The organism is Rhizobacter terrae, assembly GCF_003852895.1.
GTDB lineage: Bacteria > Pseudomonadota > Gammaproteobacteria > Burkholderiales > Burkholderiaceae_C > Albitalea > Albitalea terrae.
Window position 1 is genome coordinate 658942 of the sequence record NZ_QUSW01000001.1, and the last position, 24377, is coordinate 683318.

At 67.8% G+C, this 24377-nt stretch carries 25 protein-coding genes; 12 read left to right on the plus strand and 13 right to left on the minus strand.

Going from position 1 to position 24377, the window contains the following annotated elements; all coding sequences use genetic code 11:
* Nucleotides 1–5: 5 nt before the first annotated feature.
* The 8 genes from DZC73_RS03020 to DZC73_RS03055 form a co-directional block, all read right to left on the minus strand.
* The gene (locus DZC73_RS03020) at nucleotides 6–1214 is read right to left on the minus strand and encodes a serine hydrolase domain-containing protein (RefSeq protein WP_124538706.1); all 1209 of its coding nucleotides are present in this window, start codon (nucleotides 1212–1214) and stop codon (nucleotides 6–8) included.
* Nucleotides 1215–1281: 67 nt separating this feature from the next.
* A complete protein-coding gene (locus DZC73_RS03025) occupies nucleotides 1282–1674 on the minus strand; it encodes a RidA family protein (protein WP_124538707.1) in 393 nt (130 codons plus the stop codon).
* Nucleotides 1671–3302: an AMP-binding protein gene (locus DZC73_RS03030; RefSeq protein WP_124538708.1), complete on the minus strand. Its 1632-nt coding sequence runs from the start codon at nucleotides 3300–3302 to the stop codon at nucleotides 1671–1673. The genes DZC73_RS03025 and DZC73_RS03030 overlap by 4 nt, the downstream gene beginning before the upstream one ends.
* Nucleotides 3303–3320: 18 nt before the next feature.
* Nucleotides 3321–4478, minus strand: coding sequence for an acyl-CoA dehydrogenase family protein (locus DZC73_RS03035; protein WP_124538709.1), 1158 nt, complete (start codon nucleotides 4476–4478; stop codon nucleotides 3321–3323).
* A gap of 3 nt (nucleotides 4479–4481) precedes the next feature.
* On the minus strand, nucleotides 4482–5333 hold the full coding sequence (locus tag DZC73_RS03040; RefSeq protein ID WP_124538710.1) for an enoyl-CoA hydratase family protein: 852 nt from the start codon (nucleotides 5331–5333) through the stop codon (nucleotides 4482–4484).
* Nucleotides 5330–5875, minus strand: a complete 546-nt coding sequence (locus tag DZC73_RS03045) for a MarR family winged helix-turn-helix transcriptional regulator (protein ID WP_407924085.1) — start codon at nucleotides 5873–5875, stop codon at nucleotides 5330–5332. The genes DZC73_RS03040 and DZC73_RS03045 overlap by 4 nt, the downstream gene beginning before the upstream one ends.
* A 35-nt stretch (nucleotides 5876–5910) precedes the next feature.
* Complete coding sequence (locus DZC73_RS03050; protein ID WP_124538711.1) at nucleotides 5911–6657, minus strand: SDR family NAD(P)-dependent oxidoreductase; 747 nt, start codon at nucleotides 6655–6657, stop codon at nucleotides 5911–5913.
* Nucleotide 6658: 1 nt separating this feature from the next.
* Nucleotides 6659–9025: a bifunctional salicylyl-CoA 5-hydroxylase/oxidoreductase gene (locus DZC73_RS03055; protein ID WP_124538712.1), complete on the minus strand. Its 2367-nt coding sequence runs from the start codon at nucleotides 9023–9025 to the stop codon at nucleotides 6659–6661.
* Nucleotides 9026–9164: 139 nt separating this feature from the next.
* Between DZC73_RS03055 and kynB the strand changes: the two genes are divergently transcribed.
* The 5 genes from kynB (at nucleotide 9165) to DZC73_RS03080 (ending at nucleotide 13252) form a co-directional block, all read left to right on the plus strand.
* The gene (kynB, locus tag DZC73_RS03060; protein WP_124538713.1) at nucleotides 9165–9788 is read left to right on the plus strand and encodes an arylformamidase; all 624 of its coding nucleotides are present in this window, start codon (nucleotides 9165–9167) and stop codon (nucleotides 9786–9788) included.
* A 14-nt stretch (nucleotides 9789–9802) separates the two neighbouring features.
* On the plus strand, nucleotides 9803–11074 hold the full coding sequence (kynU, locus tag DZC73_RS03065) for a kynureninase (RefSeq protein WP_124538714.1): 1272 nt from the start codon (nucleotides 9803–9805) through the stop codon (nucleotides 11072–11074).
* On the plus strand, nucleotides 11071–11907 hold the full coding sequence (gene kynA / locus DZC73_RS03070) for a tryptophan 2,3-dioxygenase (protein WP_124538715.1): 837 nt from the start codon (nucleotides 11071–11073) through the stop codon (nucleotides 11905–11907). The genes kynU and kynA overlap by 4 nt, the downstream gene beginning before the upstream one ends.
* Before the next feature lie 12 nt (nucleotides 11908–11919).
* Nucleotides 11920–12735 carry an AraC family transcriptional regulator gene (locus DZC73_RS03075; protein ID WP_124538716.1) on the plus strand — a complete coding sequence of 272 codons (816 nt, stop codon included), beginning with the start codon at nucleotides 11920–11922 and terminating at the stop codon, nucleotides 12733–12735.
* Between the two features lie 73 nt (nucleotides 12736–12808).
* Nucleotides 12809–13252 carry a VOC family protein gene (locus DZC73_RS03080; protein ID WP_124538717.1) on the plus strand — a complete coding sequence of 148 codons (444 nt, stop codon included), beginning with the start codon at nucleotides 12809–12811 and terminating at the stop codon, nucleotides 13250–13252.
* 21 nt (nucleotides 13253–13273) lie between these two features.
* Here DZC73_RS03080 and DZC73_RS03085 read toward each other — a convergent pair whose 3' ends face one another.
* The 5 genes from DZC73_RS03085 to DZC73_RS03105 form a co-directional block, all read right to left on the minus strand.
* Complete coding sequence (locus tag DZC73_RS03085) at nucleotides 13274–13690, minus strand: carboxypeptidase-like regulatory domain-containing protein (protein ID WP_124538718.1); 417 nt, start codon at nucleotides 13688–13690, stop codon at nucleotides 13274–13276.
* A 43-nt stretch (nucleotides 13691–13733) separates the two neighbouring features.
* Nucleotides 13734–15254 carry a Do family serine endopeptidase gene (locus DZC73_RS03090; protein ID WP_198414765.1) on the minus strand — a complete coding sequence of 507 codons (1521 nt, stop codon included), beginning with the start codon at nucleotides 15252–15254 and terminating at the stop codon, nucleotides 13734–13736.
* A gap of 107 nt (nucleotides 15255–15361) precedes the next feature.
* Entirely contained in the window at nucleotides 15362–15769 is a 408-nt protein-coding gene (locus DZC73_RS03095; RefSeq protein ID WP_124538719.1) for a YXWGXW repeat-containing protein, read from the minus strand.
* A gap of 140 nt (nucleotides 15770–15909) precedes the next feature.
* The gene (locus DZC73_RS03100) at nucleotides 15910–17217 is read right to left on the minus strand and encodes an ATP-binding protein (RefSeq protein ID WP_124538720.1); all 1308 of its coding nucleotides are present in this window, start codon (nucleotides 17215–17217) and stop codon (nucleotides 15910–15912) included.
* Nucleotides 17214–17876 carry a response regulator gene (locus DZC73_RS03105; RefSeq protein WP_124538721.1) on the minus strand — a complete coding sequence of 221 codons (663 nt, stop codon included), beginning with the start codon at nucleotides 17874–17876 and terminating at the stop codon, nucleotides 17214–17216. The genes DZC73_RS03100 and DZC73_RS03105 overlap by 4 nt, the downstream gene beginning before the upstream one ends.
* Nucleotides 17877–18013: 137 nt before the next feature.
* On the opposite strand from DZC73_RS03105, the gene DZC73_RS03110 reads away from it, so the two are divergent.
* From DZC73_RS03110 to DZC73_RS03135, 7 genes are all read left to right on the plus strand, one after another.
* Nucleotides 18014–19372, plus strand: coding sequence for a TAXI family TRAP transporter solute-binding subunit (locus DZC73_RS03110; RefSeq protein ID WP_124538722.1), 1359 nt, complete (start codon nucleotides 18014–18016; stop codon nucleotides 19370–19372).
* 7 nt (nucleotides 19373–19379) lie between these two features.
* Nucleotides 19380–20723, plus strand: coding sequence for an NAD(P)/FAD-dependent oxidoreductase (locus DZC73_RS03115; protein WP_124538723.1), 1344 nt, complete (start codon nucleotides 19380–19382; stop codon nucleotides 20721–20723).
* 38 nt (nucleotides 20724–20761) lie between these two features.
* The gene (locus DZC73_RS03120; protein ID WP_235834964.1) at nucleotides 20762–21364 is read left to right on the plus strand and encodes a nucleotidyltransferase domain-containing protein; all 603 of its coding nucleotides are present in this window, start codon (nucleotides 20762–20764) and stop codon (nucleotides 21362–21364) included.
* A 126-nt stretch (nucleotides 21365–21490) separates the two neighbouring features.
* Nucleotides 21491–21766, plus strand: a complete 276-nt coding sequence (locus DZC73_RS30120; RefSeq protein WP_235834965.1) for a hypothetical protein — start codon at nucleotides 21491–21493, stop codon at nucleotides 21764–21766.
* Nucleotides 21767–21898: 132 nt separating this feature from the next.
* Nucleotides 21899–22429, plus strand: a complete 531-nt coding sequence (locus tag DZC73_RS03130; protein ID WP_124538725.1) for a hypothetical protein — start codon at nucleotides 21899–21901, stop codon at nucleotides 22427–22429.
* Nucleotides 22430–22439: 10 nt separating this feature from the next.
* Nucleotides 22440–22973, plus strand: a complete 534-nt coding sequence (locus DZC73_RS29600) for a hypothetical protein (protein WP_161974429.1) — start codon at nucleotides 22440–22442, stop codon at nucleotides 22971–22973.
* Complete coding sequence (locus DZC73_RS03135; RefSeq protein ID WP_161974430.1) at nucleotides 22970–24331, plus strand: DCC1-like thiol-disulfide oxidoreductase family protein; 1362 nt, start codon at nucleotides 22970–22972, stop codon at nucleotides 24329–24331. The genes DZC73_RS29600 and DZC73_RS03135 overlap by 4 nt, the downstream gene beginning before the upstream one ends.
* Nucleotides 24332–24377 lie beyond the last annotated feature (46 nt).

Below are 24377 nucleotides of genomic sequence, written 5' to 3' on the forward strand. Positions count from 1 at the left end.
GCGGGTCAATCGTCGATGGCGGCGTAGGCCAGGGTGCGGAAGTCCTGCACCACGGCCGGCACCGCCGGCGAGGCCCAGACCGCCTGCGTCATGAGCACGGTGACCAAGTCTTCCTGCGGATCGCAGCGCCACGCCGTGCCCAGGCCGCCGTCCCAGCCGAAGCAGCCTTCGGGCTCGGCCGGGTCGGTGCGGCGGGTGCACACGCCCACGCCGAAACCCCAGCCGTGGTTGTCGAAGTAGCCGCCCGGCCAGGCGGTCGCCGCCTTCTGCTCGAGCGTGAGCTGGTCGGTGACCATGGCTTCCACCGAGGAGCGCGACAGGATGCGGTTGGCGCCGTGCCGCCCCTTGTTCATGAGCATGAGGCTGAAGGCGAGGAAGTCGTCGGCCGTGGACACCAGCCCTTCGCCGCCGCCGGCAAAGGCGGGCCGGCGGCTCCACTGCCCACCCTCGGCCTCGTCGTGCAGCGACAGTGCGCCCGTGGTCGCGTCGGTGAGGTAGCTGGTGGCAAAGCGGTCGATCTTGCTGTCGGGCACGAAGAAGCCGGTGTCCTTCATGCCCAGCGGCTCGAAGATCCGTTCCCGCAGGAAAGCCTCGAAGGGCTGGTCGGCCGCACGGTCAATGAGCACGCCCAGCACGTCGGAGCCGGTGTGGTACATCCAGCGCTCGCCGGGCTGGTGCATCAGCGGCAGCATGCCCAGCCGCCGGATCCACTCCTCCAGCGCGACCACACGCGCGGGTGCCGGCAGGCCCTGGCCCAGTTGCATTTCCTGCATGGCCTGCTGGATGGGCGTGCTGCCCGGCGGCGCGAGCCCCAGGCCCATGCCCAGCCGGAAGGTGAGCAGGTCGCGAACGGTGATGGAGCGGCGCGCGGGCACCGTGTCATCCAGAGGACTGTCGAAGCGGCGCAGCACGCGGCGATTCGCCAGCTCGGGCAGCCACTGCTCGACCGGGTCGTCCAGCCGCAGCTCGCATTCCTCGACGAGGATCATCGCGGCCACGGCCGTCACCGCCTTGCTCATCGACGAGATACGGAAGATGCTGTCGCGCCGCACGGGCTCGCCGTGCAGCGCCAGGCTTCCCATCGCATTCACGTGCACTTCGCCCCGGCGGCTCACGAGGCTCACCAGGCCCGGCACCTGCCCGCGCTCGACATGGCCCGACAAGGTGTCGCGCATGCGGATGAGACGGGCGCGTGAGAAGGTCGTAGGAGCCATGCCGTGTCCTCCATGGAGCCGTTGCGAAGCTCCAGTTTGCGCCCGCAACACCCGACGCGCAAAAACCCTACGCGGGAATGACGGCCGTGACTTCGATCTCCACCTTCGCCCGGTCCTCGATGAGCGCCACCACCTGCACCGCGCTCATGGCCGCGTTGTAGCTGCCGATGACCTCACGGAACACCGCGCCGATCTCCTTTCCGCGGGCGAGGTATTCGCGCTTGTCGGTGAGGTACCAGGTCATGCGGGTGATGTGCTCGGGCCGCGCGCCTCCTGCTTCCAGCACGGCCCTCACGTTCAGCAGCGCCTGCCGCACCTGCGCCACGAAGTCGTCGCTCTCGAACTCGCACTGCGCGTTCCAGCCGATCTGCCCGGCCACGAACACCGTCGTGCCCTGGGCAGCGACGCCGTTCGCGTAGCCGCGCGGCGGCTTCCAGCCCGCGGGTTGCAGCAGTTTCATGCCTGGCCTCCGCTGGATGCTTCTGCACGCAGCCGGAAGCGCTGCAGCTTGCCGGTTTCGGTGCGGGGCAAGCTCTCGCGGAACTCGATCTTGCGCGGGTACTTGTAGGGGGCGATGGTCTGCTTCACGTAGTCCTGCAGGGTCTTGCACATCTCGTCGTTGCCGGTGAATCCAGGGCGCAGCACGATGTACGCCTTCACGACCTGGCCACGTTCCTCATCGGGCGCGCCGATGACGCCGCATTCGGCCACTGCCGGATGGGCGAGCAGCACGCTTTCCACCTCGGGGCCGGCGATGTTGTAGCCGCCGCTCACGATCATGTCGTCGGTGCGGGCCTGGTACACGAACCAGCCGTCTTCATCGACCAGGTAGGCATCGCCGGTGAGGTTCCAACCGCCTTGCACGTACTGCTGCTGGCGGTCGTCGCCGAGGTAGCGGCAACCGGTGGGGCCTTTGATGGCCAGGCGGCCGATCTTTCCCGCCGGCAATGGCTTCAGGTCGTCGTCGAGGATCGCGGCGGTGTAGCCGGGCACGACCTTTCCCGTGGCGCCGGACCTCGCATCCGTGTCGGTGTGCGAGATGAAGATGTGCAGCATTTCCGTCGAGCCGATGCCGTCGATCATCTCGATGCCGCTCGCATCCTTCCACAGCTTGCGGGTGGCGGCGGGCAGCGCCTCGCCGGCACTCACGCACTTGCGCAGCGAGCTGATGTCGTGGTTCTTCACGGCCGCCGACATCGCGCGGTAGGCGGTGGGCGAGGTGAAGCACACCGTGCCCTTGTACTTCTCGATGGCCGCGGGCAGCACGTCGGGCGTGGCCTTCTCCAGCAGCACGCTGGATGCGCCGATGGACAGCGGGAACAGCAGCAGCCCGCCCAGCCCGAAGGTGAAGGCCAGCGGCGGGCTGCCGATGAAGAGGTCGTCGCGGGTGGCCTGCAGGTGATGCCTGGGCCAGCACCAGCAGGCGGCCATCACGTCGCGATGGAACTGCACCGCGCCCTTGGGCGTGCCGGTGGTGCCGGAAGTGAAGGCCATCATGCAGACCTCGTCGGCCGCGGTGTCGACGTTCGCGAACTGTGGCGACTTGGCCGCCGCGCGCGCCTCCAGGCCGTCGGCCGCATCGCTGTGGAAAAACACCACCCGCCTGAGCGTCGGGCATTGCGGCTGCGCGTTGCGGACCTCGTCGGCCAGCCGCTCATCACACAGCACGTGGCTGATCTCGGCCTTGTTGACGATCTGCGTCAGCTCCTTGGCCCGCAGCAGGGGCATGCTGCCCACCGCCACGCCGCCGGCCTTCACCACGCCCAGCCAGCAGGCGGCCAGCATCGGCGAGTTCGCGCCGCGCAGCAGCACGCGGTTGCCGGGCACCAGGCCCAGGTCCTGCGTGAGCACGTTGGCGATGCGGTTGGCCTGTGCCAGCAGTTCGACATAGGTCCACCGCACTTCGCTGCCGATGAGGCAGGGCCGGTCGCCGTGGCCTTGCGCCACCCACTTGTCCAGCAGTTCGTACGCACAGTTCATCCGCTCGGAGAACTGGAGTTCTGGGCGATCGAAGCGGAACTCCGGCCACCACTCCCGAGGCGGGAGGTTGCGCGCACAGAAGTCATCGACATGGGAAGGACGTGTCACGGAACACCTCACGCGTTGTCAGAGATCGCGCAGCAGTTCGCGGGCGATGATGAGCTGCTGCACCTCGGTCGCCCCTTCGTAGATCCGCAGCGCTCGGATCTCCCGGTACAGCGACTCCACCATCTGCCCGCTGCGCACGCCTTCGCCGCCGAAGAGCTGCACCGCGGCATCGATGACCTTCTGCGCGCCTTCGGTGGCCGCCATCTTGGCCATGGCGGCCTGCTTCGTCACCGTCTCGCCCTGGTCGCGCTGCCAGGCGGCGCGGTAGGTGAGCAGCGCGGCGCTGTCCACCGTGGTGGCCATGTCGGCGAGCTTGGCTTGCGTGAGCTGGAAGTCGGCCAGGCGCTGGCTGAACATCTGGCGCTGCGTGGCGCGTTGCAGGCCTTCGTGCAGGGCGCGGCGTGCAAAGCCCAGTGCGGCGGCAGCGACGGAGGTGCGGAAGATGTCCAGCGTTTGCATGGCGATCTTGAATCCCTGGCCGGGGTCGCCCAGGCGCTGCGATGTCGGGATGCGGCAGCGGTTCATGCGCAGCCTGGCCAGCGGATGCGGTGCGATCACGTCGATGCGCTCGGCGATCTCGAAGCCCGGGGTGTTCGCGTCCACGATGAAGGCGCTGATGCCGCGTGCACCGGGTGCCTCGCCGGTGCGGGCGAACAGCACGTAGAAGTCTGCGATGCCGCCGTTGGAGATCCAGGTCTTCTCGCCATCGAGCACGTAGTGGTCGCCTTCGGCCTTGGCCTCGCAGGCCATGGCCGCCACGTCGGAACCGGCGTGCGGCTCGGACAGCGCGAATGCCGCGATGGCGTCGCCGCGTGCCACGCGCGGCAGGTAGCGCTCGCGCTGGGCCGGCGTGCCGTGCAGCGAGATGGCGCCCGAGCCCAGGCCCTGCATGGCGAAGGCAAAGTCGGCCAGGCCATGGTGGAAGGCCAGCGTCTCGCGCAGGATGCAGATGGAGCGGGTGTCGATCACCTCCGCCGAGCCACCTTGCGCCACGCCGGCCACGGCATGGCGCAGGTGGCCCGCTTCGCCCAGTTGCCGCACGAGCTGCCGGCACTCGTCGTCCACGCCGAGGCCTGCCGGGTGGTGCACATGCGCGCCGGCCCAGGCATCCACGGCCGCCGCCAGTTCACGATGGCGAGCCTCGAAGAACGGCAGCTCCAGGTGTTGGCGGTCCATCGCTCAGTCGCCTTCGAAGACCGGCTTGGCCTTGGCCGCGAATGCCGCGTAGGCCCGATGGAAGTCCTGCGTCATCATGCAGATGGCCTGCGCCTGCGCCTCGGACTCGATGGCTTCGTCCACGCCCATGGCCCATTCCTGGTGGAGCATGCGCTTGGTCATGGCGTGGCCGAAGGTGGGGCCGGCGGCCAGCTCGGCCGCCCAGCCCACGGCGTGGGCGTGCAGGTCATCGCTGCGGGCGATGCGGTTGTAGAAGCCCCAGGCGAGCGCCTCGTCGCCGCTCATCGAACGGCCGGTGAACAGCAGCTCGGACGCACGGCCCTGGCCGATGATGCGCGGCAGCATCGTGCAGGCGCCCATGTCGCAACCGGCCAGGCCCACGCGCGAGAACAGGAAGGCCACCTTGCTGCGCGCGGTGCCGATGCGCAGGTCCGACGACATCGCGATGATCGCCCCCGCTCCGGCACACACGCCGTCGATCGCCGAGATGATGGGTTGCGGGCAGCCCCGCATCGCTTTCACCAGGTCGCCCGTCATGCGCGTGAAGGTCAGCAAGTCCGGCATGGTCATCTTCGTGAGCGGGCCGATGATCTCGTGCACATCGCCACCGGAGCAGAAGTTCTCGCCGGCGCCTTGCATCACGACGGCGCGCACGTCGTCGGCCTGGGCGAGCAGGCGGAACAGGTCGCGCAGCTCCGCATAACTCTCGAAGGTCAGCGGGTTCTTGCGCTCGGGTCGATCCAGCGTGACCACGCCCACCTTGTCCTCGATGCGCCAGCCAAAGTGCTTGGGCGCCAGGCCAGCGGCATCGCGGCGGTTGCCGGCCAGCAGGTGCGAATCCATGGTTCGGCTCATGCCGTCTCCTTCTTCGATTTGTTGCGTTTGGGCAGCGCGGGGTCCACGTCGCCCAGGTGTTTCTTGAGGCCGGCCAGCAGCGCATAGACCTGCGACTTCTCCTGCGCACTCCAGCCGGCGAACAGCTCGATCACCCACTGCTCGTGGACTGCGGCCATGCGGCGGAACTGCCGCTTGCCCGCGGGCGTGAGCTGCACCGACGACACCCGTCGGTCGTGCGGATGGGGCGTGCGCTTCACCAGGCCCTCGGCTTCGAGCTGGTCGGTCACGCCCGTCACGTTGCCGCCGGTCACCATCAGGCGTTGCGAGAGTTCGCCCATGGTCAGGCCGTCGGGCTCGCGCTCCAGCTGCGACAGCAGGTCGAAGCGCGGCAGCGTCGTCGTGAACTCGCTGCGCAGGCGGTTGCGCACCACCGACTCGATGCGCGTCGTGCACGCCAGCATGCGCAGCCACAGCTTGATGGCCTGGTGGTGGTCGTCGATGACGCGCGACTCCAGGTCTTGGTCGGGAATGGCGTGCTGAGTAACCTCCGTGCTTCGCACTGCGGTGCGAGCGCCTTCGGGCGGCCGGGCGGCGCTCACATCACCTCCCCGCCGGCCACCGCGATGGCCTGGCCGGTGATGGACGAGGACTCGCGCCGGCACAGCCACACCACGGTGCGCGCCACCTCGTCGGGCTGGATCAGGCGTCCTTGCGGATTGCTCGACGCCAGTTCAGCACGCGCCTGGTCGGCACTGCGGCCAGTCTTGCTGCTGATCTGCTGCACGGCCTTGTCGACGATCGATGTCTCGGTGTAGCCCGGGCACACCGCGTTCACGGTGATGCCCTTCTTCGCCACCTCCAGGGCCAGTGCGCGCGTCATGCCCAGCACGCCATGCTTGGCCGCGCAGTAGGCCGCGACATAGGCATAGCCCTTGAGCGCCGCCGTGCTCGCCACGTTCACGATGCGGCCGAAGCCGCGCTCCACCATGCCTGGCAGCACCTGCTGCGTGCACACGAAGCTGCCGGTGAGGTTCACGTCCAGCATGCGTTGCCAGACGTCGACGCTGGTGCGCACGAAGGGCTGGCTCTCCACCTGCCCGGCGTTGTTGACGAGGATGTCCACCGGGCCGAAGTCCGCCGCGGCATCGAAGGCGCGTTTGACGCTCTCGGGGTCGGACACGTCCGCCACGATGCAATGCGAGGCGGGCAGGGGCAGCGACTTCAGCCGCTTCATCGACCGGCCCATGAGCGTCACGGCCACGCCCTCGGCGGCCAGCGCCATCGCGATGGCCGCACCGATGCCGCTGCCTCCCCCGGTGACGACTGCGTGCAGGCCTTTCATGTCAGACCCCCTGCGCCAGGTTGGCCTGTTCCTGCGGGCTCAGCCCGGCGTTCTGCGCGGCGAGCGCGCGTTCGCGCTCCAGGTTGCGCTCCAGCTGCGACTTGCCCGAGAGGTACTGCACCGGCCAGTCCACGCCGATGCCGTTGGTGTGGCCGATCTTCGCGGCCTCCAGCAGCGTCCATGCCGGGTTGGCCAGGTGCGGCCGCGCGATGGCGCACAGGTCCGCCCGGCCCGCCGCGATGATGCTGTTCACATGGTCGGCCTCGGAGATCGCGCCCACCGCCATCGTCGCGATGCCGACCTCGTTGCGGATGGCATCGGCGAACGGCGTCTGGTACATGCGGCCGTACACCGGCTTCTGCTTCTTGCTGACCTGGCCGGAGGACACGTCGATCAGGTCGGCACCGGCCTGCTTGAAGGCACGCGCGATGGCAATGGCGTCCTCGGGCGTGTTGCCGCCGTCCACCCAGTCGTGCGCCGAGATGCGCACCGACATGGGCTTGTCTTCAGGCCATGCAGCGCGCATCGCCTGGAACACTTCCAGCGGATAGCGCAGGCGGTTCTCCAGCGAGCCGCCGTACTCGTCGGTGCGCTGGTTGGTGAGCGGCGAGAGAAAGGCCGACAGCAGGTAGCCGTGAGCGCAGTGCAGCTCCAGCCAGTCGAAGCCGGCCGCTTGCGCCCGGCGGGTGGAGGCCACGAAGTCCTGCGTCACGCGGTGCATGTCGTCGCGCGTCATGGCCCGGGCCCAGTCGCTCACGCCATCGATGTATTGCAGAGGCGATGCGGAGATGAGCGGCCAGTTGCCGGACGCCAACGGCAGGTCTTCGCCTTCCCATGGCACGCGCGTGGATCCCTTCGCGCCGGCATGGCCGAGCTGCATCGCGATCTTCGCGCTGGTGCCGCCGTGAACGAAGTCCACGATGCGTTTCCAGGAGGCCTGCTGCTCGTCGTTCCACAGGCCCGGGCAGCCCGGGGTGATGCGCGCCTCGGCCGTGGGGCAGGTCATCTCGGCAAACACCAGCCCGGCACCACCCATGGCCCGCGCCCCCAGGTGCACGAGGTGATGGTCGCCCGGCACGCCATCCACCGCGCTGTACTGCGCCATCGGCGAGACGACCACGCGGTTCTTCAGCGTGAGGCCTCGCAGCTGGAACGGCGTGAACATCGGCGGCACGCCATCGGGCACGTGCAGGCCGGCGCGGTCGGCAATCCAGTGCTCGAAGCCGCCCACGTAGACGGCATCGCGCTCACGCAGGTTCTCGTGCGAGATGCGCTGCGAGCGCGTGAGCAGCGAGTAGGCGAACTGGTCGGGCTCCAGCTTCGCATGCCGCGCCACGTTCTCGAACCATTCAGTGGAATTGCGCGCGGCGTTCTGGATCTTCAGCACCTCGATGCTGCGGCGCGCTTCGTAGGCCTGCAGCGCGGCCATCGCGTCATGCGGTTGTGCGGCAAGGCTTGCCGCGAGGTCGATCGCATCTTCCAGCGCGAGCTTGGTGCCCGAGCCGATGGAGAAGTGCGCCGTGTGCGCTGCATCGCCCATCAGCACCACCGGCGTGCGGCCGTCTGCGCCGCCGTTCGGTTCGATCCAGGTCTTGCACACCACGCGCGGGAAGCGGATCCACTGCGCCGAGCCGCGCAGGTGCGCCGCGTTGGACATGAGCGCATGCCCATCGAGGTACTTCGCGAACAGCCGCTCGCAGAAGGCGATGCCCTCTTCCTTGGACATGCCCTCCAGCCCCGCCGCGCGCCACACCTCCTCCGGCGCCTCGACGATGAAGGTCGAGGTGTTCTCGTCGAAGCGGTAGGCATGCGCCTGGAACCAGCCCCAGGGCGTTTCCTCGAAGGCGAAGGTGAAAGCATCGAAGCACTTGTGCGTGCCCAGCCACACGAAGCGGCAGCGGCGCAGGTCGAAGTCGGGCGAGAAGGTGGCGGCGTACTTGCTGCGGATGCGGCTGTTCAGGCCATCGGCCGCGATGATGAGGTCGGCGTCGACCTGCGAGTCATCGGCCACGTCGGTCTCGAAGCGCAGGTTCACGCCCAGTTCGGTGCAGCGCGCCTGCAGGATGTCGAGCAGCCGCCGCCGGCCAATGCCGCAAAAGCCGTGGCCGGACGAGCGGATGGTGCGGCCCCGGAAGTGGACCTCGATGTCGTCCCAGTGGTTGAAGGCGTCCAGGATCTGCGTGGCCGTCTTCGGGTCGCTGCGCTGCAGCGCGGACAGGGTCTGGTCGGAGAACACCACCCCCCAGCCGAAGGTGTCGCCGGCGCGGTTGCGCTCCAGCACCGTCACCTCGTGCGACGGGTCCTGCTTCTTCATCAGCAGGGCCAGGTACAGGCCGGCCGGACCGCCGCCGATGCAGGTGATGCGCATGAAAACCGCTTCCGACTCCAGGTGGGAACGCAGTTACTTTAGGTTGAGATATTTGAGATGTCAAATAATCGCAAACCATGGGTCGAGTGTGCGAATAAACCGACACCACGCGCTTTGAACCGGTGCTAACGTCCCCTGCATGAAACGCATCTGGGACATCTCACCGCCCATCGCACCGGACTCTGCGCTGTTCCCGGGCGACGAGCCGTACTCGCAGAAATGGACGGCGCGCATCGGTCCTGGCTGCCCGGTCAACCTGAGCGCGATCACGATGTCGCCGCACATCGGCGCGCATGCCGATGCACCGCTTCACTATGCGGACGACGCCCCGGCCATCGGCGCCGTGAGCCTCGTTCCCTACCTCGGGCCGTGCCGCGTGTTCCATGTCATCGGCAAGGGTCAGTTGGTGCGGCCCGAACACTTGCTGCCCTTCATCGAGGGCGTTCCCGAACGCGTGCTGGTGCGCACCTGCGAGCGGGCGCCCACCACCTGGAGTGAGGACTTTGCCTCCTTCGCGCCCGAGACCATCGACTGGCTGGCCACGCTGGGCGTGAAGCTGGTGGGCATCGACAGCCAGTCGGTGGACCCGGCCAGCAGCAAGACACTGGACAGCCACCACCGGCTGCTCGCCAACGACCTGCGCGTGCTCGAGAACCTGGTGCTCGACGAGGTGCCCGCCGGCGACTACGAACTGATTGCCCTGCCCCTGAAACTCACCCAGGCCTGCGCCAGCCCCGTGCGGGCGGTGCTGCGCGAACTCTGACCGACGACCCGACCATGACCACGAGACAAGACTGCCTCGCGCTCGATGCGCAAGACCCGCTCGCGCCGCTGCGCGAGCAATTCGAACTGCCCGATGGGGTGACCTACCTCGACGGCAATTCGCTCGGCGTGCTGCCCAGGACCGCTGCGGCCCGCGTGGCCGACGTGGTCACGCGCGAGTGGGGCCAGGACCTCATCCGCAGCTGGAACACCGCCGGCTGGATCGACATGCCGCAGCGCATCGGCAACAAGATCGCCCGGCTCATCGGTGCGGGCGAGAACGAGGTGGTGGTGGCGGACTCCACCTCGGTGAACCTCTTCAAGGTCCTCACCGCGGCGCTGAACCTGCAGCGCACCGATGCACCGCAGCGCAAGGTCATCGTGTCCGAGCGGCACAACTTCCCGACGGACCTCTACATCGCCGAGAGCCTGGCGCGCGAACGGGGGCTGGTGCTGCGGCTGGTGGAGCCCGACGAGATTCCCGCGCACCTGGACGACGACCTGGCCGTCCTGATGCTCACCCACGTGAACTACCGCACCGGCCGCATGCACGACATGCCCGCCCTCACCCGGCAGGCACAGGAAGCCGGTGCGCTGGTGATCTGGGACCTGGCCCATTCAGCCGGTGCCGTGCCGGTGGACCTGAACGCCGCCGGTGCCGACTTCGCGGTGGGCTGCGGCTACAAGTACCTCAACGGCGGTCCGGGCGCACCGGCCTTCGCCTGGGCCCATCGCTCGCACACCGAGGTGATGGATGCCGAGCAGCTGTGGCAGCCGTTGTCGGGCTGGCTGGGCCACGCAGCGCCCTTCGAGTTCACGCCTGACTACCGTCCGGCAGCGGGCGTGAACCGCTTCATCTGCGGCACGCCACCGGTCATCTCCATGGCCGCGCTGGAATGCGGCGTGGACACGATGCTCGCCGCACAACCGCTGGGCGGCATGACGGCACTGCGCAGGAAGTCCATCGCACTGACCGACACCTTCATCGCCCTGGTCGAGCAGCGTTGCGCCGGCCACGGCCTCACGTTGCAGACGCCGCGAGACGCGTCGATCCGCGGCAGCCAGGTGAGCTTCGCTCGTGAGGAAGGCGGCTACGCCATCATGCAGGCGCTCATCGCGCGCGGCGTGATCGGCGACTTCCGCGCGCCCGACATCCTGCGCTTCGGCTTCACCCCGCTGTACGTGCGCTTCATCGATGTGTGGAACTCGGTGGAGCATCTCGCGCAGGTGCTTGATGGCGGCGAGTGGCGCGAGGCCCGGTTCAACCAGCGTGCGGCGGTGACATGAGCAGCGAAAAGATCGTCAAGGAAGAAGGCGCGCAGCTGGATTTCAGCCGCGACATGAGCTACAGCGACTACCTGCACCTGGACGCGGTGCTGAACGCGCAGCACCCGCTCTCGCCCGACCACAACGAGATGCTGTTCATCGTGCAGCACCAGACCAGCGAGCTCTGGATGAAGCTGATGCTGCACGAGCTGGGCGCCGCCGTGCAGTGCGTGTCGCAGGACAAGCTGGGCAGCGCCTTCAAGATGCTGGCGCGGGTGAGCAAGATCATGGAGCAGCTCGTGCACGCCTGGGACGTGCTGGCGACGATGACGCCGCCGGAGTACTCGGCCATCCGCCCCTACCTCAGCAACAGCAGCGGCTTCCAGAGCTGGCAATACCGCTGCGTGGAGTTCATGCTGGGCAACAAGAATGCGGCCATGCTCAAGCCTCATCAGCATCGGCCCGACCTGCTCGAACGGGTGGAGCAGGCGTACAGGGCGCCGTCGCTGTATGACGAGTCCTTGCGGCTGCTGGCCCGGCGCGGCCTGCCGATTCCTGCGGCTTACGTCGAGCGCGACTGGACGCAGCCCTACGTATCGAGCGACGAAGTGGAACAAGCCTGGCTGCAGGTCTACCGTTCCCCCGATGCGAACTGGGACCTCTACCAGCTCGGCGAGGAACTGACCGACCTCGAAGACGCCTTCCGCCTCTGGCGTTTCCGGCACGTCACGACGGTGGAACGCGTCATCGGCTTCAAGCGCGGCACCGGTGGCACCAGCGGCGTGGGCTACCTGCGCAAGATGCTGGACGTGGTACTGTTTCCCGAGATCTGGAAACTGCGCACCGACCTGTAGCAACCACACGCCATGCTCATCACCCGCAAGCCCGCTGCACCGCTGGCGCTCTTCGTGGAGCACCTGTGGTTCAGCGAGCGCGGGGCCTTGCCGCACCGCCGCGAACGCAGCCTGCCCACGGGCTGCGCGGACATCGTGATCCCCTTGCTGGAAGGGCAGGACATCCTTCGCTACGGCAGTGAGGACGACGCGGGGGCGCGGCGGCTGCGCGGGCCGATCGTGCAGGGCGCGCACGACCGCCATTCGGTGCGTGGCGTGGAAGGTCCGTCGCGCGTGGCCGGCGTGCACTTCAAGCCGGGCGGTGCCGCGGCCCTGTTCGGATCCTTGTGTGCTGAGCTGCGCAATCGCACCGAGCTGCTGGAAGACCTGTGGGGGCCGGCCGCGCGGCACCTGCAGGAACAGTTGGCCCTGGCCCCCACCCCGCACGATGCGCTGGCACTGCTCGAACACCTGTTGGCCCAGCGGCTGCGTGCGACGGCGCCCGATCCGATCATCGCGAATGCCTTGTCGAGCTTCGAGCGCTCGCCGGCCGATGCACTCATCGAACCGATCCAGCAGTCCACCGGCCTGAGCACTGCGCAGTTCATCCGCCGGTTCGAAGCCAACGTCGGCCTCACGCCCAAGCGCTACACGCGGGTGCGGCGCTTCAATGCCCTGCTGCCGACCCTGGTGCGCTGCGGCCCACGGGACTGGGCACAGGTGGCCGTCGATGGCGGGTACTACGACCAGTCGCACCTCATCCATGAATTCCGGCGGCTGGCGGGGATGACGCCATCGAGCTACTTGCCGGTGCAAGCGGACCAGCCGACACACGTGGCCATCCGGTAGCGCCGAAAAAATCTCCAATACGGCGGCGCTGGATGCCTCCACACTCCCGGCCATTCCCATCCCGGAGCCCTGCATGAACACCATCCACGAAGTCTTCGCCTACCTCATGGTCCGCGACGCGACAGCCGCCGTCGCCTTCTACGGGCAGGCCTTCGGCGCCAGGGAAATCTTCCGTCTTACCGAGCCCTCCGGCCGCATCGGCCACGTCGAACTCCAGCTCGGTCCGGCGGTGCTCATGGTGGCCGACGAGTTTCCCGAGTACGGCATGCGCGGCCCGCAGACCGACAAGGGCACGGGCTGCACCGTGCACCTGCATGTGGACAACGCCGACGAGATGGGCGCACGAGCCGTGGCCGCCGGCGCCACGATGGTGATGCCACCCACCGACCAGTTCTACGGCGAACGCAGCTGCCGCATCCGCGACCCGTTCGGCCACGACTGGCTGCTGGGCCACACCATCGAGAAGCTGACGCCCGAAGAAATGCAGCGCCGCTACACGGCGCTGCTCAGCACTTGAGCCGACGACTGAAGAAGTGGCTCAGTCCGGGCTGCCCGGAAAGTTCAAGGTGGCCTGGGCATGCCCGCCGATGTTCACGGTGGCAGGCGATTCCGTCGTCATGCCCTTGAAGGTGGCCTCCACACGATAGCGGCCCGGCGGCAGCCGCACCAGCATGAACGGGCCGTCGGCGCGGGCGTCGAGCACCACGTGGCCTGCGCTGTCCATGACGCGCACCTTCGCGTCCGCGGTGAACATGTTGCGCCCGCCCACCTGTTGCACCAGCTCGATGGCCAGCGGATAGTTGTTGCGCATGGCCTTGAAGGCCTCGGCCTCGTCGGCCGACACGCCGCCGCTCACGTAGCTCACGCCACCGGCCTGCCGTTCGGGCGGCAGGCCCGCAGCCATGGCAGAGGCCGCCAGCGCCAGCCCGCCCAGAAGAAGCGTCATCGATCTCATCGCTCACTCTCCTCGTTGCGGGCCGGCGCTGTTGTACAGACGCTTACCCGAGGTTCACCGGCACGAAGATCTTGTCGCCATCGCGTTGCACCAGCAAGGCCACGCTCTTGGGCTTGCTCTGCAGCACGCTCTTGACGGTGTCGATCGATTGCACCGGCTTGCCGTTGATGGCCAGCAGCACGTCGCCCGGCTCGATGCCGGCGCGTGCGGCCGGGCCGCCCACGTCTTCCACCACCATGCCCTGGTCCACATGGACCTGGCGCCTTTCCTGCGGCGTCAGTTGCCGCAGCGCCAGGCCGAGCGAACCGGGCTCGGCCGCACCATCCTTGTCAGCAATTTGCTTGCCCGGTTCCTCGGCGCTGCCCAGCTTGGCTTCCAGTTCATGCCAGCTGCGGTCACGCCAGACCTTGAGCTTGACGTGCTCGCCCGGCGCGGACATGCCGATGATGCTGGACAACTCGCCGGAATGGTCGATGGCCTGGCCGTTCACCGAGGCAATCACGTCGCCCGACTTCAGGCCGGCCGCCGCCGCCGCGCTGCTGGGCGCCACATTGGACACCAGTGCACCACCCGGGCGCGGCAGGCCGAAGGACTCCGACAGCGCCTGGTTCAGCTCCTGCACCGTCACGCCCAGCCGCGCATGCTGCGCCTTGCCATGCGCCACGATCTGGTCCTTCACCTTCAGCGCGACGTTGATGGGAATCGCGAACGACAGGCCCATGTAGCCGCCGGACTGCGAGTAGATCTGTGCGTTGATGCCCACGACCGAGCCGTTGCCGTCGAACAGCGGGCCGCCGGAGTTGCCGGGGTTCACCGCCGCGTCGGTCTGGATGAACGGCACCACCGCGTCGCCCGGCAGCGAGCGGCCCTTGGCGCTCACGATGCCCTGGGTGGCGGTCTGCTCGAAGCCGAAGGGCGAGCCGATGGCCAGCACCGGGTCGCCGACCTCCAGCGCCTGCGGGTCGCCCAGCCGCACCGTGGGCAGGTCCTTGGCGTCGATGCGCAGCACGGCGATGTCCGTGGTGGTGTCCGAGCCCAGCACCTTGGCGCTGAACTCGCGGCGATCACTGAGCTTGACGGTGACGTTCTTGGCCTCGCGCACGACGTGGGCGTTGGTGAGGATCAGGCCGTCTGACGAGATGATGAAGCCCGAACCCTGGCCCTTGAACGGCACCGACGGCAGGCCGCCGCGCCCGCCTCGCCCCTGGAAGCCGGGCAGGCCGCGGAAGAACTGGAAGAACGGGTCGTTCTCGGCGCCGGGCGGCAGGCCCGATTCCTCGGCGGTGGCCTTGTGCATGCCTTCCACCGTCACGCCCACGACGGCAGGGCCGGCCTGTTTCACGATGGCACGGTAGTTGGGCACCGAGGGTGCCAGCATCGGCACAGGCACCGCAGGCACCGTGGCCGCGGCGGCGGCAGACGTGTTGGCAGCGGCAGGCGCAACCGTCGATGCGGCGGCCACCTTGTCGTCATTCTTGAACCAGGCGGGACGCAGGCTGAACGCGCCTGCCGTGCTCACCAGCACACCTCCCGCGACCAGTGCGGCGGTCAAAGGCTTCATCATGGTGTCTTCCTCGAATCAGTCGCGGAACATTCCGCATGACGAGGAAGATAGGAACGCCCGATTAGGCCTCGGTTAGCGCTTGGTTAGGCCAGGATTAAGAGTCCCGATCACTGGCGGTTCGGGTTGTCGGGGTGGCGATCCTGGCTGTTGCGAACCCCGTCGCCGTCGCGGTCGTGGTCATGGCGGTTGGGCACGCCATCGTGGTCTTCGTCATGCCGCGACCAATGGCCTTGCTGCATCTGCCAGCGGCCATTGTGCTCGACCCAGGTCGGCGCGGCGTAGGCGTATCCCACGCGTTCGCGGACCCAGTTGCCCCGGTACCAGACATAGCGGCCATGGCGCCATTCCCAGTGGCCCGGGACCCACGCAAAGCCCTGTCTCGGGGCCGGAACCTCTTCGACACGAACGGCCGGCGGAGCTTGACGAACCCACACGGTGGTCGCTGCGCCCGACACGGCAGGGATGGTGGTGAATGCAGCAGCGATGCAGGCAGCGATGAGTGTCTTCTTGAGCATGTCGTACTCCAGCGGTCTTGGAGAATCCTTTGTCCCCCAAAGCCCCGTTGCCAGTAACCGGACGATGGCGGGCAACGCTGTAGGAGAAGGCCGGGCACGACCGTTGCCGGATTGGGGCGCACGGGGTTGGCGACGAGGCCCTAGGCCGCGCCCATCGGCAATTGCACCGTGACACGCAGCCCGCCCAGCGGCGAGTCCGACAGGCTCACCGTTGCGCCGTGCCGCGTGGCCACGCCCTTGACGATGGCCAGGCCCAGGCCGCTGCCCGGCTCGTCGTTGCTGGCGCGGCGGTAGAAGCGGTCGAACACGCGGCCGCGCTCCGAAGGAGGAATGCCGGGGCCGGCATCGTCCACATGCACCGTGGCATGGCCTTGCTCGGCGAGCACGCGCAGCTCCACGCGTGCGCCCTTGGGGGAGTAGCGCACGGCGTTGTCGACCAGGTTGCGCACCAGCACCGCCAGCGAGGTGCGCTCGCCTTGCACGGGCACGGGCTGGTCGGCGAAGAGCTCCAGCTCCACGCCCCGCGACAAGGCCAGCGGCACCGTGTCGGCCATGGCCTGGCGCACGACCTCGCTCAGGTCCAGCGGCGACAGCGCCATGGCCGTCGCGCCAGGCTCGCTGCGGGCCAGCGCGAGCAGTTGCTCGACCAGGCGCGTCGCACGCTCGATGCCGGTGGACAAGGCGGCCAGTGCCTCTTCGCGCGATGCGTCATCGCCCGCACGGCGCAGCAGCTGCAGTTGCAGCTTCAAGGCCGTCAGCGGCGAGCGCAGTTCGTGCGCCGCATCACCGACGAAGGCGCGCTGCGCATCCAGCGACTGCGACAGGCGCTCCAGCAGTTGGTTGAACGCAGCCACCAGCGGCGAGACCTCTTCCGGCAGCCCTTGCGTGGGCAGCGGCGCCAGCGACTGGCCGTCGCGGCCCTGCACCTCGCCGGCCAGCTCGGCCAGCGGTCGCAGGGCAACCTTGGTGACCCACCACACCACGAGCGCCAGCACCGGGGCGATCAGCAGCAAGGGAAACACGGCGTGCAAGGCGGCGTCAGCCGCCAGGCGCTTGCGGATCGTCAGGGGCTGCGCCACCTGGATCACGCGCAGCGGCGTGGCCACGCCGAAGGTGCGCCAGGTCTGCCCGCCGGCGGAGATGTCGGCAAAGCCCAGGGCCGCGCGTGCCGGCAGTTCCGGGTGAGGCCGCGACTGGTACACGCTGCGGCCGTCGATGGACCAGACCTGCACGACGAAGTCCAAGTCGTCGTCGGCGAAGGCACGGGCCTGCTCGGGTGCGATCTCGCCCTGGTCGCGCAGGGACAGGGCCATCTGCCGCAGCTGGTAGTCGAACAAGGCCTCGGTCTCGGCCAGCACGCTGCGGTAGGTGAGCAGGCCCATCGCCGCCGCGGCCAATGCAAGCATGGCCAGCAAGGCCAGCAGCAAGCGCACGCGCAACGACTTCACTGCGGGCCGCCCACGAAGTAGCCCACGCCGCGCACGTTCTGGATGAAGTCGGCGCCGAGCTTGCGGCGCAGCTGGTGGATGTAGACCGACACCGCATTGCTCTCGATCTCCTCGCCCCAGCCGTAGAGCCGGTCTTCGAGCTGCGCGCGTGAGAGCAAGGCACCGGGGCGCTGCATGAGCGCTTCCAGCACGGCGAACTCGCGGGCGGACAGCAGCACCGGTGTGCCGTCCTTGGTGACTTGCCGGGTGGCCGGGTCCAGCGTCACGCCGGCGTGGCTGAGCACGGGCTGCGCGCGACCGCTGTGCCGGCGCGTCACGGCGCGGATGCGGGCGTTCAGCTCATCCAGCTCGAAAGGCTTCACGAGGTAGTCGTCGGCGCCGGCATCCAGTCCGGCGACGCGGTCCGTGAGGCTGTCGCGTGCGGTGAGCACGATCACCGGCGTGCTGTCGGGCCGGGCGCGCAGGCCGCGCAGCACGTCCAGGCCGTCGCCCTTGGGCAGGCCCAGGTCCAGCAGCACGAGGTCGAAGCGTTCGGTGGCCAGCGTGGCCTGGGCGGCCACCGCGTCGCGCACCCAGTCGACCGCATGGCCGTCCAGGCGCAGCGCGGCGCGCAGGCTGTCGCCGATCATGCGGTCGTCTTCGACGAGGAGCAGGCGCATCGATGGCTGTGCAGGGCGCGAAAAACACGTGGAGGATCGAAAAGCATAACCGCGACCGGCCAGGTACCGCTGGTCACGAGGCCATGCGGCAACGCGGTATCGTGTGAATCGTTTGTCCACGTGCCGTGTCCGACGCCATGCCCAAAGTCCTGCGCCACACCCTTGTCTCCGTCCGCGACCTGCTCGTCACGGCCGGGCCTTTCATGATCATCGCGCTGCTGCTGCTGGGCCTGGCCTATGTGCTGCTGGACCCGACGCCGCCCAAGAAGGTGGTGCTCGCCACCGGGCCTGACCAGGGGGCGTATTCCGAGTTCGGCAAGCGCTATGCCGCCATCCTCAAGAAGCGCGGCATCACCGTCGAGCTGCGCGCCACCCAGGGCGCGGCCGAGAACCTCAAGCTCCTGCGCGACCCGAAGTCCGGCGTGGACCTGGCCTTCGTGCAGGGCGGCGCCGGCGAGAAGCTGCGTGCAGACAACCCCGAAGCGGACGACGTGGTGTCGCTGGGCAGCCTGTTCTACGAGCCGGTGTGGCTCTTCTATCGCGAGGAATCCGCGCAGCGCCTGCTGAAGGCGGATTCGCTCACCAGCCTCACGCAGCTCACTGGGTGGAAGTTCAACATCGGTGCCAAGGGCAGCGGTGCGCCCAACCTGATGAAGCGCATGCTGGACGCCAACCATGTCGACCAGGCCAGCCTCACGCTCTCGCGCCTGGAGCAGACGCCCGCGGTGGTGGCGCTGCTGGGCGGCGAGATCGATGCGCTGGTCTTTGCCTCGGCGCCCGAGTCGCTGATGGTGCAGATGCTGCTGCAGACGCCGGGCGTCAAGCTCTTCCACTTCAACCAGGCCGAGGCCTATTCGCGCCGCTTCCCGTACATGAGCCCGGTGACGCTGCCGCGCGGCGTGGTGGACCTGGCGCGCGACCTGCCCGCAGACGACATGCACCTGGTCGCGCCGACCGCCGGGCTGGCGGCCAAGGACGACACGCACCCGGCGCTCATCCAGCTCTTCGTGCAGGCGGCTCGCCAGATTCACGGGGAAGCGGGCTGGTTCCAGCACAAGGCGGAGTTCCCGAATCCGAAGAACACCGAGTGGCCGCTGTCCAAGGAGGCCGACCGCTTCTACCGCAACGGCCCGCCGCTCCTGCAGCAGTACCTGCCCTTCTGGCTGGCCAACCTGATCGACCGCATGTGGGTGGCGCTGGTGTCCATCATCGCCATCCTGATCCCCATGTCGCGCATCGTGCCGCCGCTGTACGAGTTCCGCATCCGCTCGCGCATCTTCCGCTGGTACGGCCAGCTGCGCACGGTCGAGAACGCCCAGGGCGAGCGGCCCGCGGAAGAACTGATGAAGGACCTCGACGGCATCGAGACGCGCGTCGAGCGGGTGAGCGTGCCGCTGAGCTACACCGACGAGCTCTACGCGCTGCGCAGCCACATCAACCTGGTGCGCAGGAAGCTCCAGGCGTCCTTGCAGAGTTCCCCTTCTCCCACTCCATGAGGATGTCATGAGTTCGCCAAGAAAGAAGGTCGTGGTCATCGGCTGCGGCTTCGGAGGGCTGGAAGCCGTCCGTGCGCTGTCGACCGCGGATGTCGAGATCACGCTCGTCGACCGCACCAACCACCACCTGTTCCAGCCGTTGCTGTACCAGGTCGCCACCGCGGGGCTCAGTGCTCCCGCGGTGAGCGCGCCCATCCGCCACACGCTGCGGCGGCAGATGAAGCGAGGCAACCTCACCGTGCTGCAGGCGGTGGTGACGGACATCGACGCCGCGGCGCGCCAGCTGGTGCTCGATGGCAGCGAGCCGCTCGAATACGACCACCTCATCGTCGCCGCCGGCGCGACGCACAGCTACTTTGGCCATGACGAATGGGCCGAGCATGCGCCGGGCCTCAAGACGCTGGCCGATGCGTTCAGCATCCGCGCCAAGGTCATCGGCGCGTTCGAGCGCGCCGAGCGCTGCCAGACCGACGTCGAGCGCGCACCGTGGATGACCTTCGTCGTGATCGGCGCCGGCCCCACCGGCGTGGAGATGGCCGGCACCATGACCGAGATCGCGCAGCACACGCTGCCGATGGAGTTCCGCCGCATCGACTCCACCAAGACGCAAGTCGTGCTGCTCGAAGGCTCCGACCGCGTGCTGGGTGCCTTCGTGCCGCAGCTGTCGCAGAAGGCGCGGGAGCAGTTGACGAAGCTGGGCGTGGACGTGCGCACGGGCTGCAAGGTCACGGCCATCGACGGAGACGGCGTCACCTACGAAACCCGGGACGGCGACACCACGCGCGCGCAGTACCTGCCCAGCAGGACGGTCATCTGGGCAGCCGGCGTCGCGGGCTCGCCGCTGGGCCGGGCGCTGGCCGCGAATGCCGGCGCCACCTTGGACCGTGCCGGCCGCGTGGTGGTCGAGCCGGACCTGACGGTGCCCGGCCATCCGGAAATCTCGGTGATCGGCGACCTGGCCGCCGCCAAGAGCTACGGCCGCGGCGAACCCAAGCCCGTGCCCGGCGTGAGCCCCGGCGCCAAGCAGATGGGACGCACGGCGGCGGCCAACATCCTGCGCCGACTGCGCGGCGAGAGCCCGCGCGCCTTCCGCTACATCGACTACGGCAACCTCGCCACCGTGGGCCGCAAGGCGGCGGTGGTGGACCTCACCGTTCCGGTGGTGGGCGCGATCCGCTTCTCTGGCTTCTTCGCCTGGCTGTTCTGGCTGTTCGCGCACATCTACTTCCTCATCGGCTTTCGCAACCGGATCATCGTGATGATCGACTGGGCCTGGGCGTATTGGACGTATGAACGGCACGCGCGGGTGGTGGCGGAAACACCGCAGGTGGCCTCGATTGTGAAGTCGTAGCCTTTTGAGCTACATTCGTAGCCATGAAAGCTACACCCGTGTCCGCCGTCGATTTGTTGTTTCCCGGAACCTATCGGCGGCGGGTGCTCGGGTTGATGCTGCTGCATCCAGACCGGGCGCTGCATGTGCGCGAAATCGCGAGACTCACCGGCACCACCGCGGGAACCTTGAACAAGGAGCTTGCCCGTTTGCACGAAGCGCAGTTGCTGGACCGCGAAGTCGTGGGCAATCAGTTGCGCTACGTGGCCAATCGATCCAACCCGCTGTACCCCGAGCTGGCGAGCATCCTGAAAAAAACCATCGGCATTGGCGACGTCCTCACCGATGCATTGGCACCGCATTCAGATCACATCAGCGTTGCACTCATCTTCGGGTCCATCGCGCGCCACGAGGAAACAAGCGGCAGCGACATCGACCTGCTGGTCATCGGCGACATCTCGTTCGGTGAGATCGTGAACGCCACGCACTCCGTGCAGGCCGAGCTCGGACGAGAAGTCAATCCGCAGGTGTTCAGCAAGACCGAATGGAAACAGCGAGTCAAGGCCCGGGACACGTTCGTGAACGACGTACTGCAGCGCGCAAAGATCTATCTGATCGGAAATGACAATGAGCTTGAAAAACTTGGTCGGCGTCAGTCTTGACGAGATTGCGCCCGATCAAAACACGGTGCGGCGCCTGCTGGCTGCAACCCGTCGGCAGATGCCGATGCACAAGCAATCAACATCAGCGCCGAGACCCGCTTTGCGTCGGCCTACACCGCCATTCGGATGCTGGCCGACCTGGGCCTGAACGCCAATGGGTATCGCACCCTCACCAGCAAACCAGGGCACCACCAGACGGCAATCCAGACCCTGCCGCTGACGATGGGCATTGATCCGTCGACCGTGCGAATCCTCGATGCCCTGCGCAAGCAGCGAAACCTGACGGAATACTCTGGCGATCTGATCGCAGACTCCGTGGTCAAGGAGTCTGTCGAGCAGGCGAAAACCTTGTTGGCGTGGACCGAAGCCTGGCTGGCAAAGCACCACTCCGGGCTTCTTTGAAGTCATGCGTCCCACGTCCTAGGGGAAACCCCGCGACAACTCCGATTGACGTTGGCCCGTTGCATCCGAACACTGCCCGTCACCCGCCCGGGAGGCGGCATACGGTGCAAACACCCCTTTTGGAGGCCAGCCATGAACTTCACCAAGACCCTCATCGCCATCGCCGCAGGCAGCCTGCTGGCGCTTCCCGTTCTCGCGCAGAACAACATGCCGCCCAAGGAGCCCAAGGGCGCCGTCATGGCCAAGGAAGGCGGTGACAAGGGTGGCGACAAGAAGGGCGCCATGATGGTCAAGGAAGGTGGCGACAAAGGCGGCGGTGACAAGAAGGGCAGCCTGATGGTCAAGGAAGGCGGCGACAAGGGCGGTGGCGACAAGAAAGGCTCCCTCATGGTCAAGGAGGGCGGCGACAAGGGTGGCGACAAGAAGGGCGCCATGATGGTCAAGGAAGGTGGAGACAAGGGCGGTGACAAGAAGGGTGCCGTCATGCTCAACGGAGGCAACGCCGCGATGATGAAAGAAGGCGGCGGCAAGAAGGGCAGCATGATGATGAAGGAAGGCGGCGACAAGGGCGGTGACAAGAAGGGCATGGCCATGCAAAAGGGCATGGTGGGCCAGAAAGGCGCGGCCGACATGAAGGCCGTGGAAGGCGCGGTCAAGCCCTGACGCCCGGCGTGTGAACGCCATCCTGCGCAAGCGGGCAGCGATCGCCTTCGGATCGCTGTTCGCCGCATGGCACGGCACGGTGCTCGTGCTGGCGGCCATGCCGGACTCGTACCTGTCGTCACAGGTTTATCCGCTCGTCAGGCCCTACGCCGAATTCCTGCACCTGGACGGCGGCTGGGCCTTCTTCGCGCCGGACCCTACCGCGGGCCGCGCGCTGCGCTATCGCATCGAAGACGCGCAGGGCCACCGCACCGAGATGCTGTTCAGCGAGGCCGTGCCGCGCAGCGACCCGGCCTACCTGCGCTTCACCACACTGGCTTCGTCCGTCGACAACGACTCGCCTGCGCTCATGAACAGCGTCGGGCAGATGCTGTGCCGCCAGCATGCCGCACAGCATCCGGTGCGCATCGTGTTCACCGTGGTGAAGCAGCTTCGCATCACGCCGGAGCAGCATGCGCAAGGACTCAGGCCCTTGGACGCGTCGCTGGTGGAGTTGGCGCAGATGCCGCCGGTGACTTGCCAGCCAGCGCCGGGATCCACATGAGCGCCCTGCCCGCTCCGCCCTCGCCGTCGATGCTCCAGCCGGCAGCCTATGCACGCCATGCCTGGCAACGCTGGACGGATTTCTGGTTCACGCCGCAGCCGGTGCTGATGCTCGACGTGGTCCGCATCGGCGTCGGCCTCACGCTGCTGGGTTTGTATGCGGCCCTGGGCACGCAGTTGCTCGCGTTCTATGCCGATGGCGGCTGGGTGGATGCCGCAGCGCTGGCAGAGCTGAATCAGGGCCCGTGGCAGCAATCACTGCTCACTCACCTGGCGCCAGGATGGCCACAGCAAGCCTTCATCGCCACGGCCGTGCTGGGCATGCTGGCATTCACCATCGGCTGGCAGACCCGCTGGGTGAAGTGGCTGGTGCTCGTGGCGCACCTGTCGCTGCTGCATCGCAATCCGCTGATCGCCTATGGCGTGGACAACATCACCGCCAGCCTGCTGTGGCTTCTGTGCCTCGCCCCCATCGGCCAGTCGCTGAGCCTGGATCGCTGGCTCGCGGTGCGCCGGGCGAAGCTGGTGGATCTGTCCCATGTTCTGCCTTCGGCCACCAGCGCCCGCGCCGGCCTGTGCCTGCGCCTCATCCAGTTCCAGATGGTGGTGTTCTTCTTCCTCGCCGGCGCCACCAAGCTGCAGGGTGCGAGCTGGTGGCACGGGCATGCGGTCTGGTTTGCCCTCACGAACTACGAGTACGCCAACATCCCGCTGAGCTGGCTGGTCAGCCAGTTCTGGATCGTCAACCTGCTCACCTACGCCACCATCGTGCTGGAGCTGGCCTACCCCTTCCTCGTCTGGGGGCCGCGACGCGGCTGGCTGCTGGCAGAGGCCATCGCGCTGCACGTGGGCATCGCGGTGATGCTGGGCTTGTACGCCTTCTCCTTCGTGATGATCTTTGCCCACCTGGCCTTCGTGCGCACGACCTGGCTCGCGCAATGGCGCGAAGCCTGGCAGCGCCGCTTCGGCGGCATGGAGATGATCTACGACGGCCACTGCGGCTTCTGCAAGCGCTCGATGGCGGCCTTCCTGGCCTTCGATGGCCTCTCGCAGATCGCGGTGCGCGACTTCCGCCGGCATCCATCGCCGGTGGTCAGCGACGCCGAACTCGAGCTGGCCCTGTACCTCGTCACCACCGACGGCCGCCGCTTCGCCGGCTTCGAGGCCTATCGCCACGCCGTGCTGCGCGTGCCGGGCTTGTGGTGGGCGGTGCCGCTCTTCTACCTGCCCTGGCTCAGCCGCGCCGTCGGGAGCCGCATCTACCACTGGGTGGCCACCCACCGGAACGTGATTTCCGACTGCGGCACGGGCACCGCGAGCGCCTGCGCGATTCCCCATGACAGCCGGGCGGAGTCCTAACTCCTAGAATGCGTGATCCTCCCGCCGCCAGCGCCTACCCGGCGAC

Excerpts from the sequence above, each read along its gene's own strand:
- DZC73_RS03020 (WP_124538706.1), bottom strand. The coding sequence starts at position 1,214 with ATGGCTCCTACGACCTTCTCACGCGCCCGTCTCATCCGCATGCGCGAC.
- DZC73_RS03025 (WP_124538707.1), bottom strand. The coding sequence starts at position 1,674 with ATGAAACTGCTGCAACCCGCGGGCTGGAAGCCGCCGCGCGGCTACGCG.
- DZC73_RS03035 (WP_124538709.1), bottom strand. The coding sequence starts at position 4,478 with ATGGACCGCCAACACCTGGAGCTGCCGTTCTTCGAGGCTCGCCATCGT.
- DZC73_RS03040 (WP_124538710.1), bottom strand. The coding sequence starts at position 5,333 with ATGAGCCGAACCATGGATTCGCACCTGCTGGCCGGCAACCGCCGCGAT.
- DZC73_RS03050 (WP_124538711.1), bottom strand. The coding sequence starts at position 6,657 with ATGAAAGGCCTGCACGCAGTCGTCACCGGGGGAGGCAGCGGCATCGGT.
- DZC73_RS03055 (WP_124538712.1), bottom strand. The coding sequence starts at position 9,025 with ATGCGCATCACCTGCATCGGCGGCGGTCCGGCCGGCCTGTACCTGGCC.
- kynB (WP_124538713.1), top strand. The coding sequence starts at position 9,165 with ATGAAACGCATCTGGGACATCTCACCGCCCATCGCACCGGACTCTGCG.
- kynU (WP_124538714.1), top strand. The coding sequence starts at position 9,803 with ATGACCACGAGACAAGACTGCCTCGCGCTCGATGCGCAAGACCCGCTC.
- kynA (WP_124538715.1), top strand. The coding sequence starts at position 11,071 with ATGAGCAGCGAAAAGATCGTCAAGGAAGAAGGCGCGCAGCTGGATTTC.
- DZC73_RS03075 (WP_124538716.1), top strand. The coding sequence starts at position 11,920 with ATGCTCATCACCCGCAAGCCCGCTGCACCGCTGGCGCTCTTCGTGGAG.
- DZC73_RS03080 (WP_124538717.1), top strand. The coding sequence starts at position 12,809 with ATGAACACCATCCACGAAGTCTTCGCCTACCTCATGGTCCGCGACGCG.
- DZC73_RS03085 (WP_124538718.1), bottom strand. The coding sequence starts at position 13,690 with ATGAGATCGATGACGCTTCTTCTGGGCGGGCTGGCGCTGGCGGCCTCT.
- DZC73_RS03090 (WP_198414765.1), bottom strand. The coding sequence starts at position 15,254 with ATGATGAAGCCTTTGACCGCCGCACTGGTCGCGGGAGGTGTGCTGGTG.
- DZC73_RS03095 (WP_124538719.1), bottom strand. The coding sequence starts at position 15,769 with ATGCTCAAGAAGACACTCATCGCTGCCTGCATCGCTGCTGCATTCACC.
- DZC73_RS03105 (WP_124538721.1), bottom strand. The coding sequence starts at position 17,876 with ATGCGCCTGCTCCTCGTCGAAGACGACCGCATGATCGGCGACAGCCTG.
- DZC73_RS03110 (WP_124538722.1), top strand. The coding sequence starts at position 18,014 with ATGCCCAAAGTCCTGCGCCACACCCTTGTCTCCGTCCGCGACCTGCTC.
- DZC73_RS03115 (WP_124538723.1), top strand. The coding sequence starts at position 19,380 with ATGAGTTCGCCAAGAAAGAAGGTCGTGGTCATCGGCTGCGGCTTCGGA.
- DZC73_RS30120 (WP_235834965.1), top strand. The coding sequence starts at position 21,491 with ATGCTGGCCGACCTGGGCCTGAACGCCAATGGGTATCGCACCCTCACC.
- DZC73_RS03130 (WP_124538725.1), top strand. The coding sequence starts at position 21,899 with ATGAACTTCACCAAGACCCTCATCGCCATCGCCGCAGGCAGCCTGCTG.
- DZC73_RS03135 (WP_161974430.1), top strand. The coding sequence starts at position 22,970 with ATGAGCGCCCTGCCCGCTCCGCCCTCGCCGTCGATGCTCCAGCCGGCA.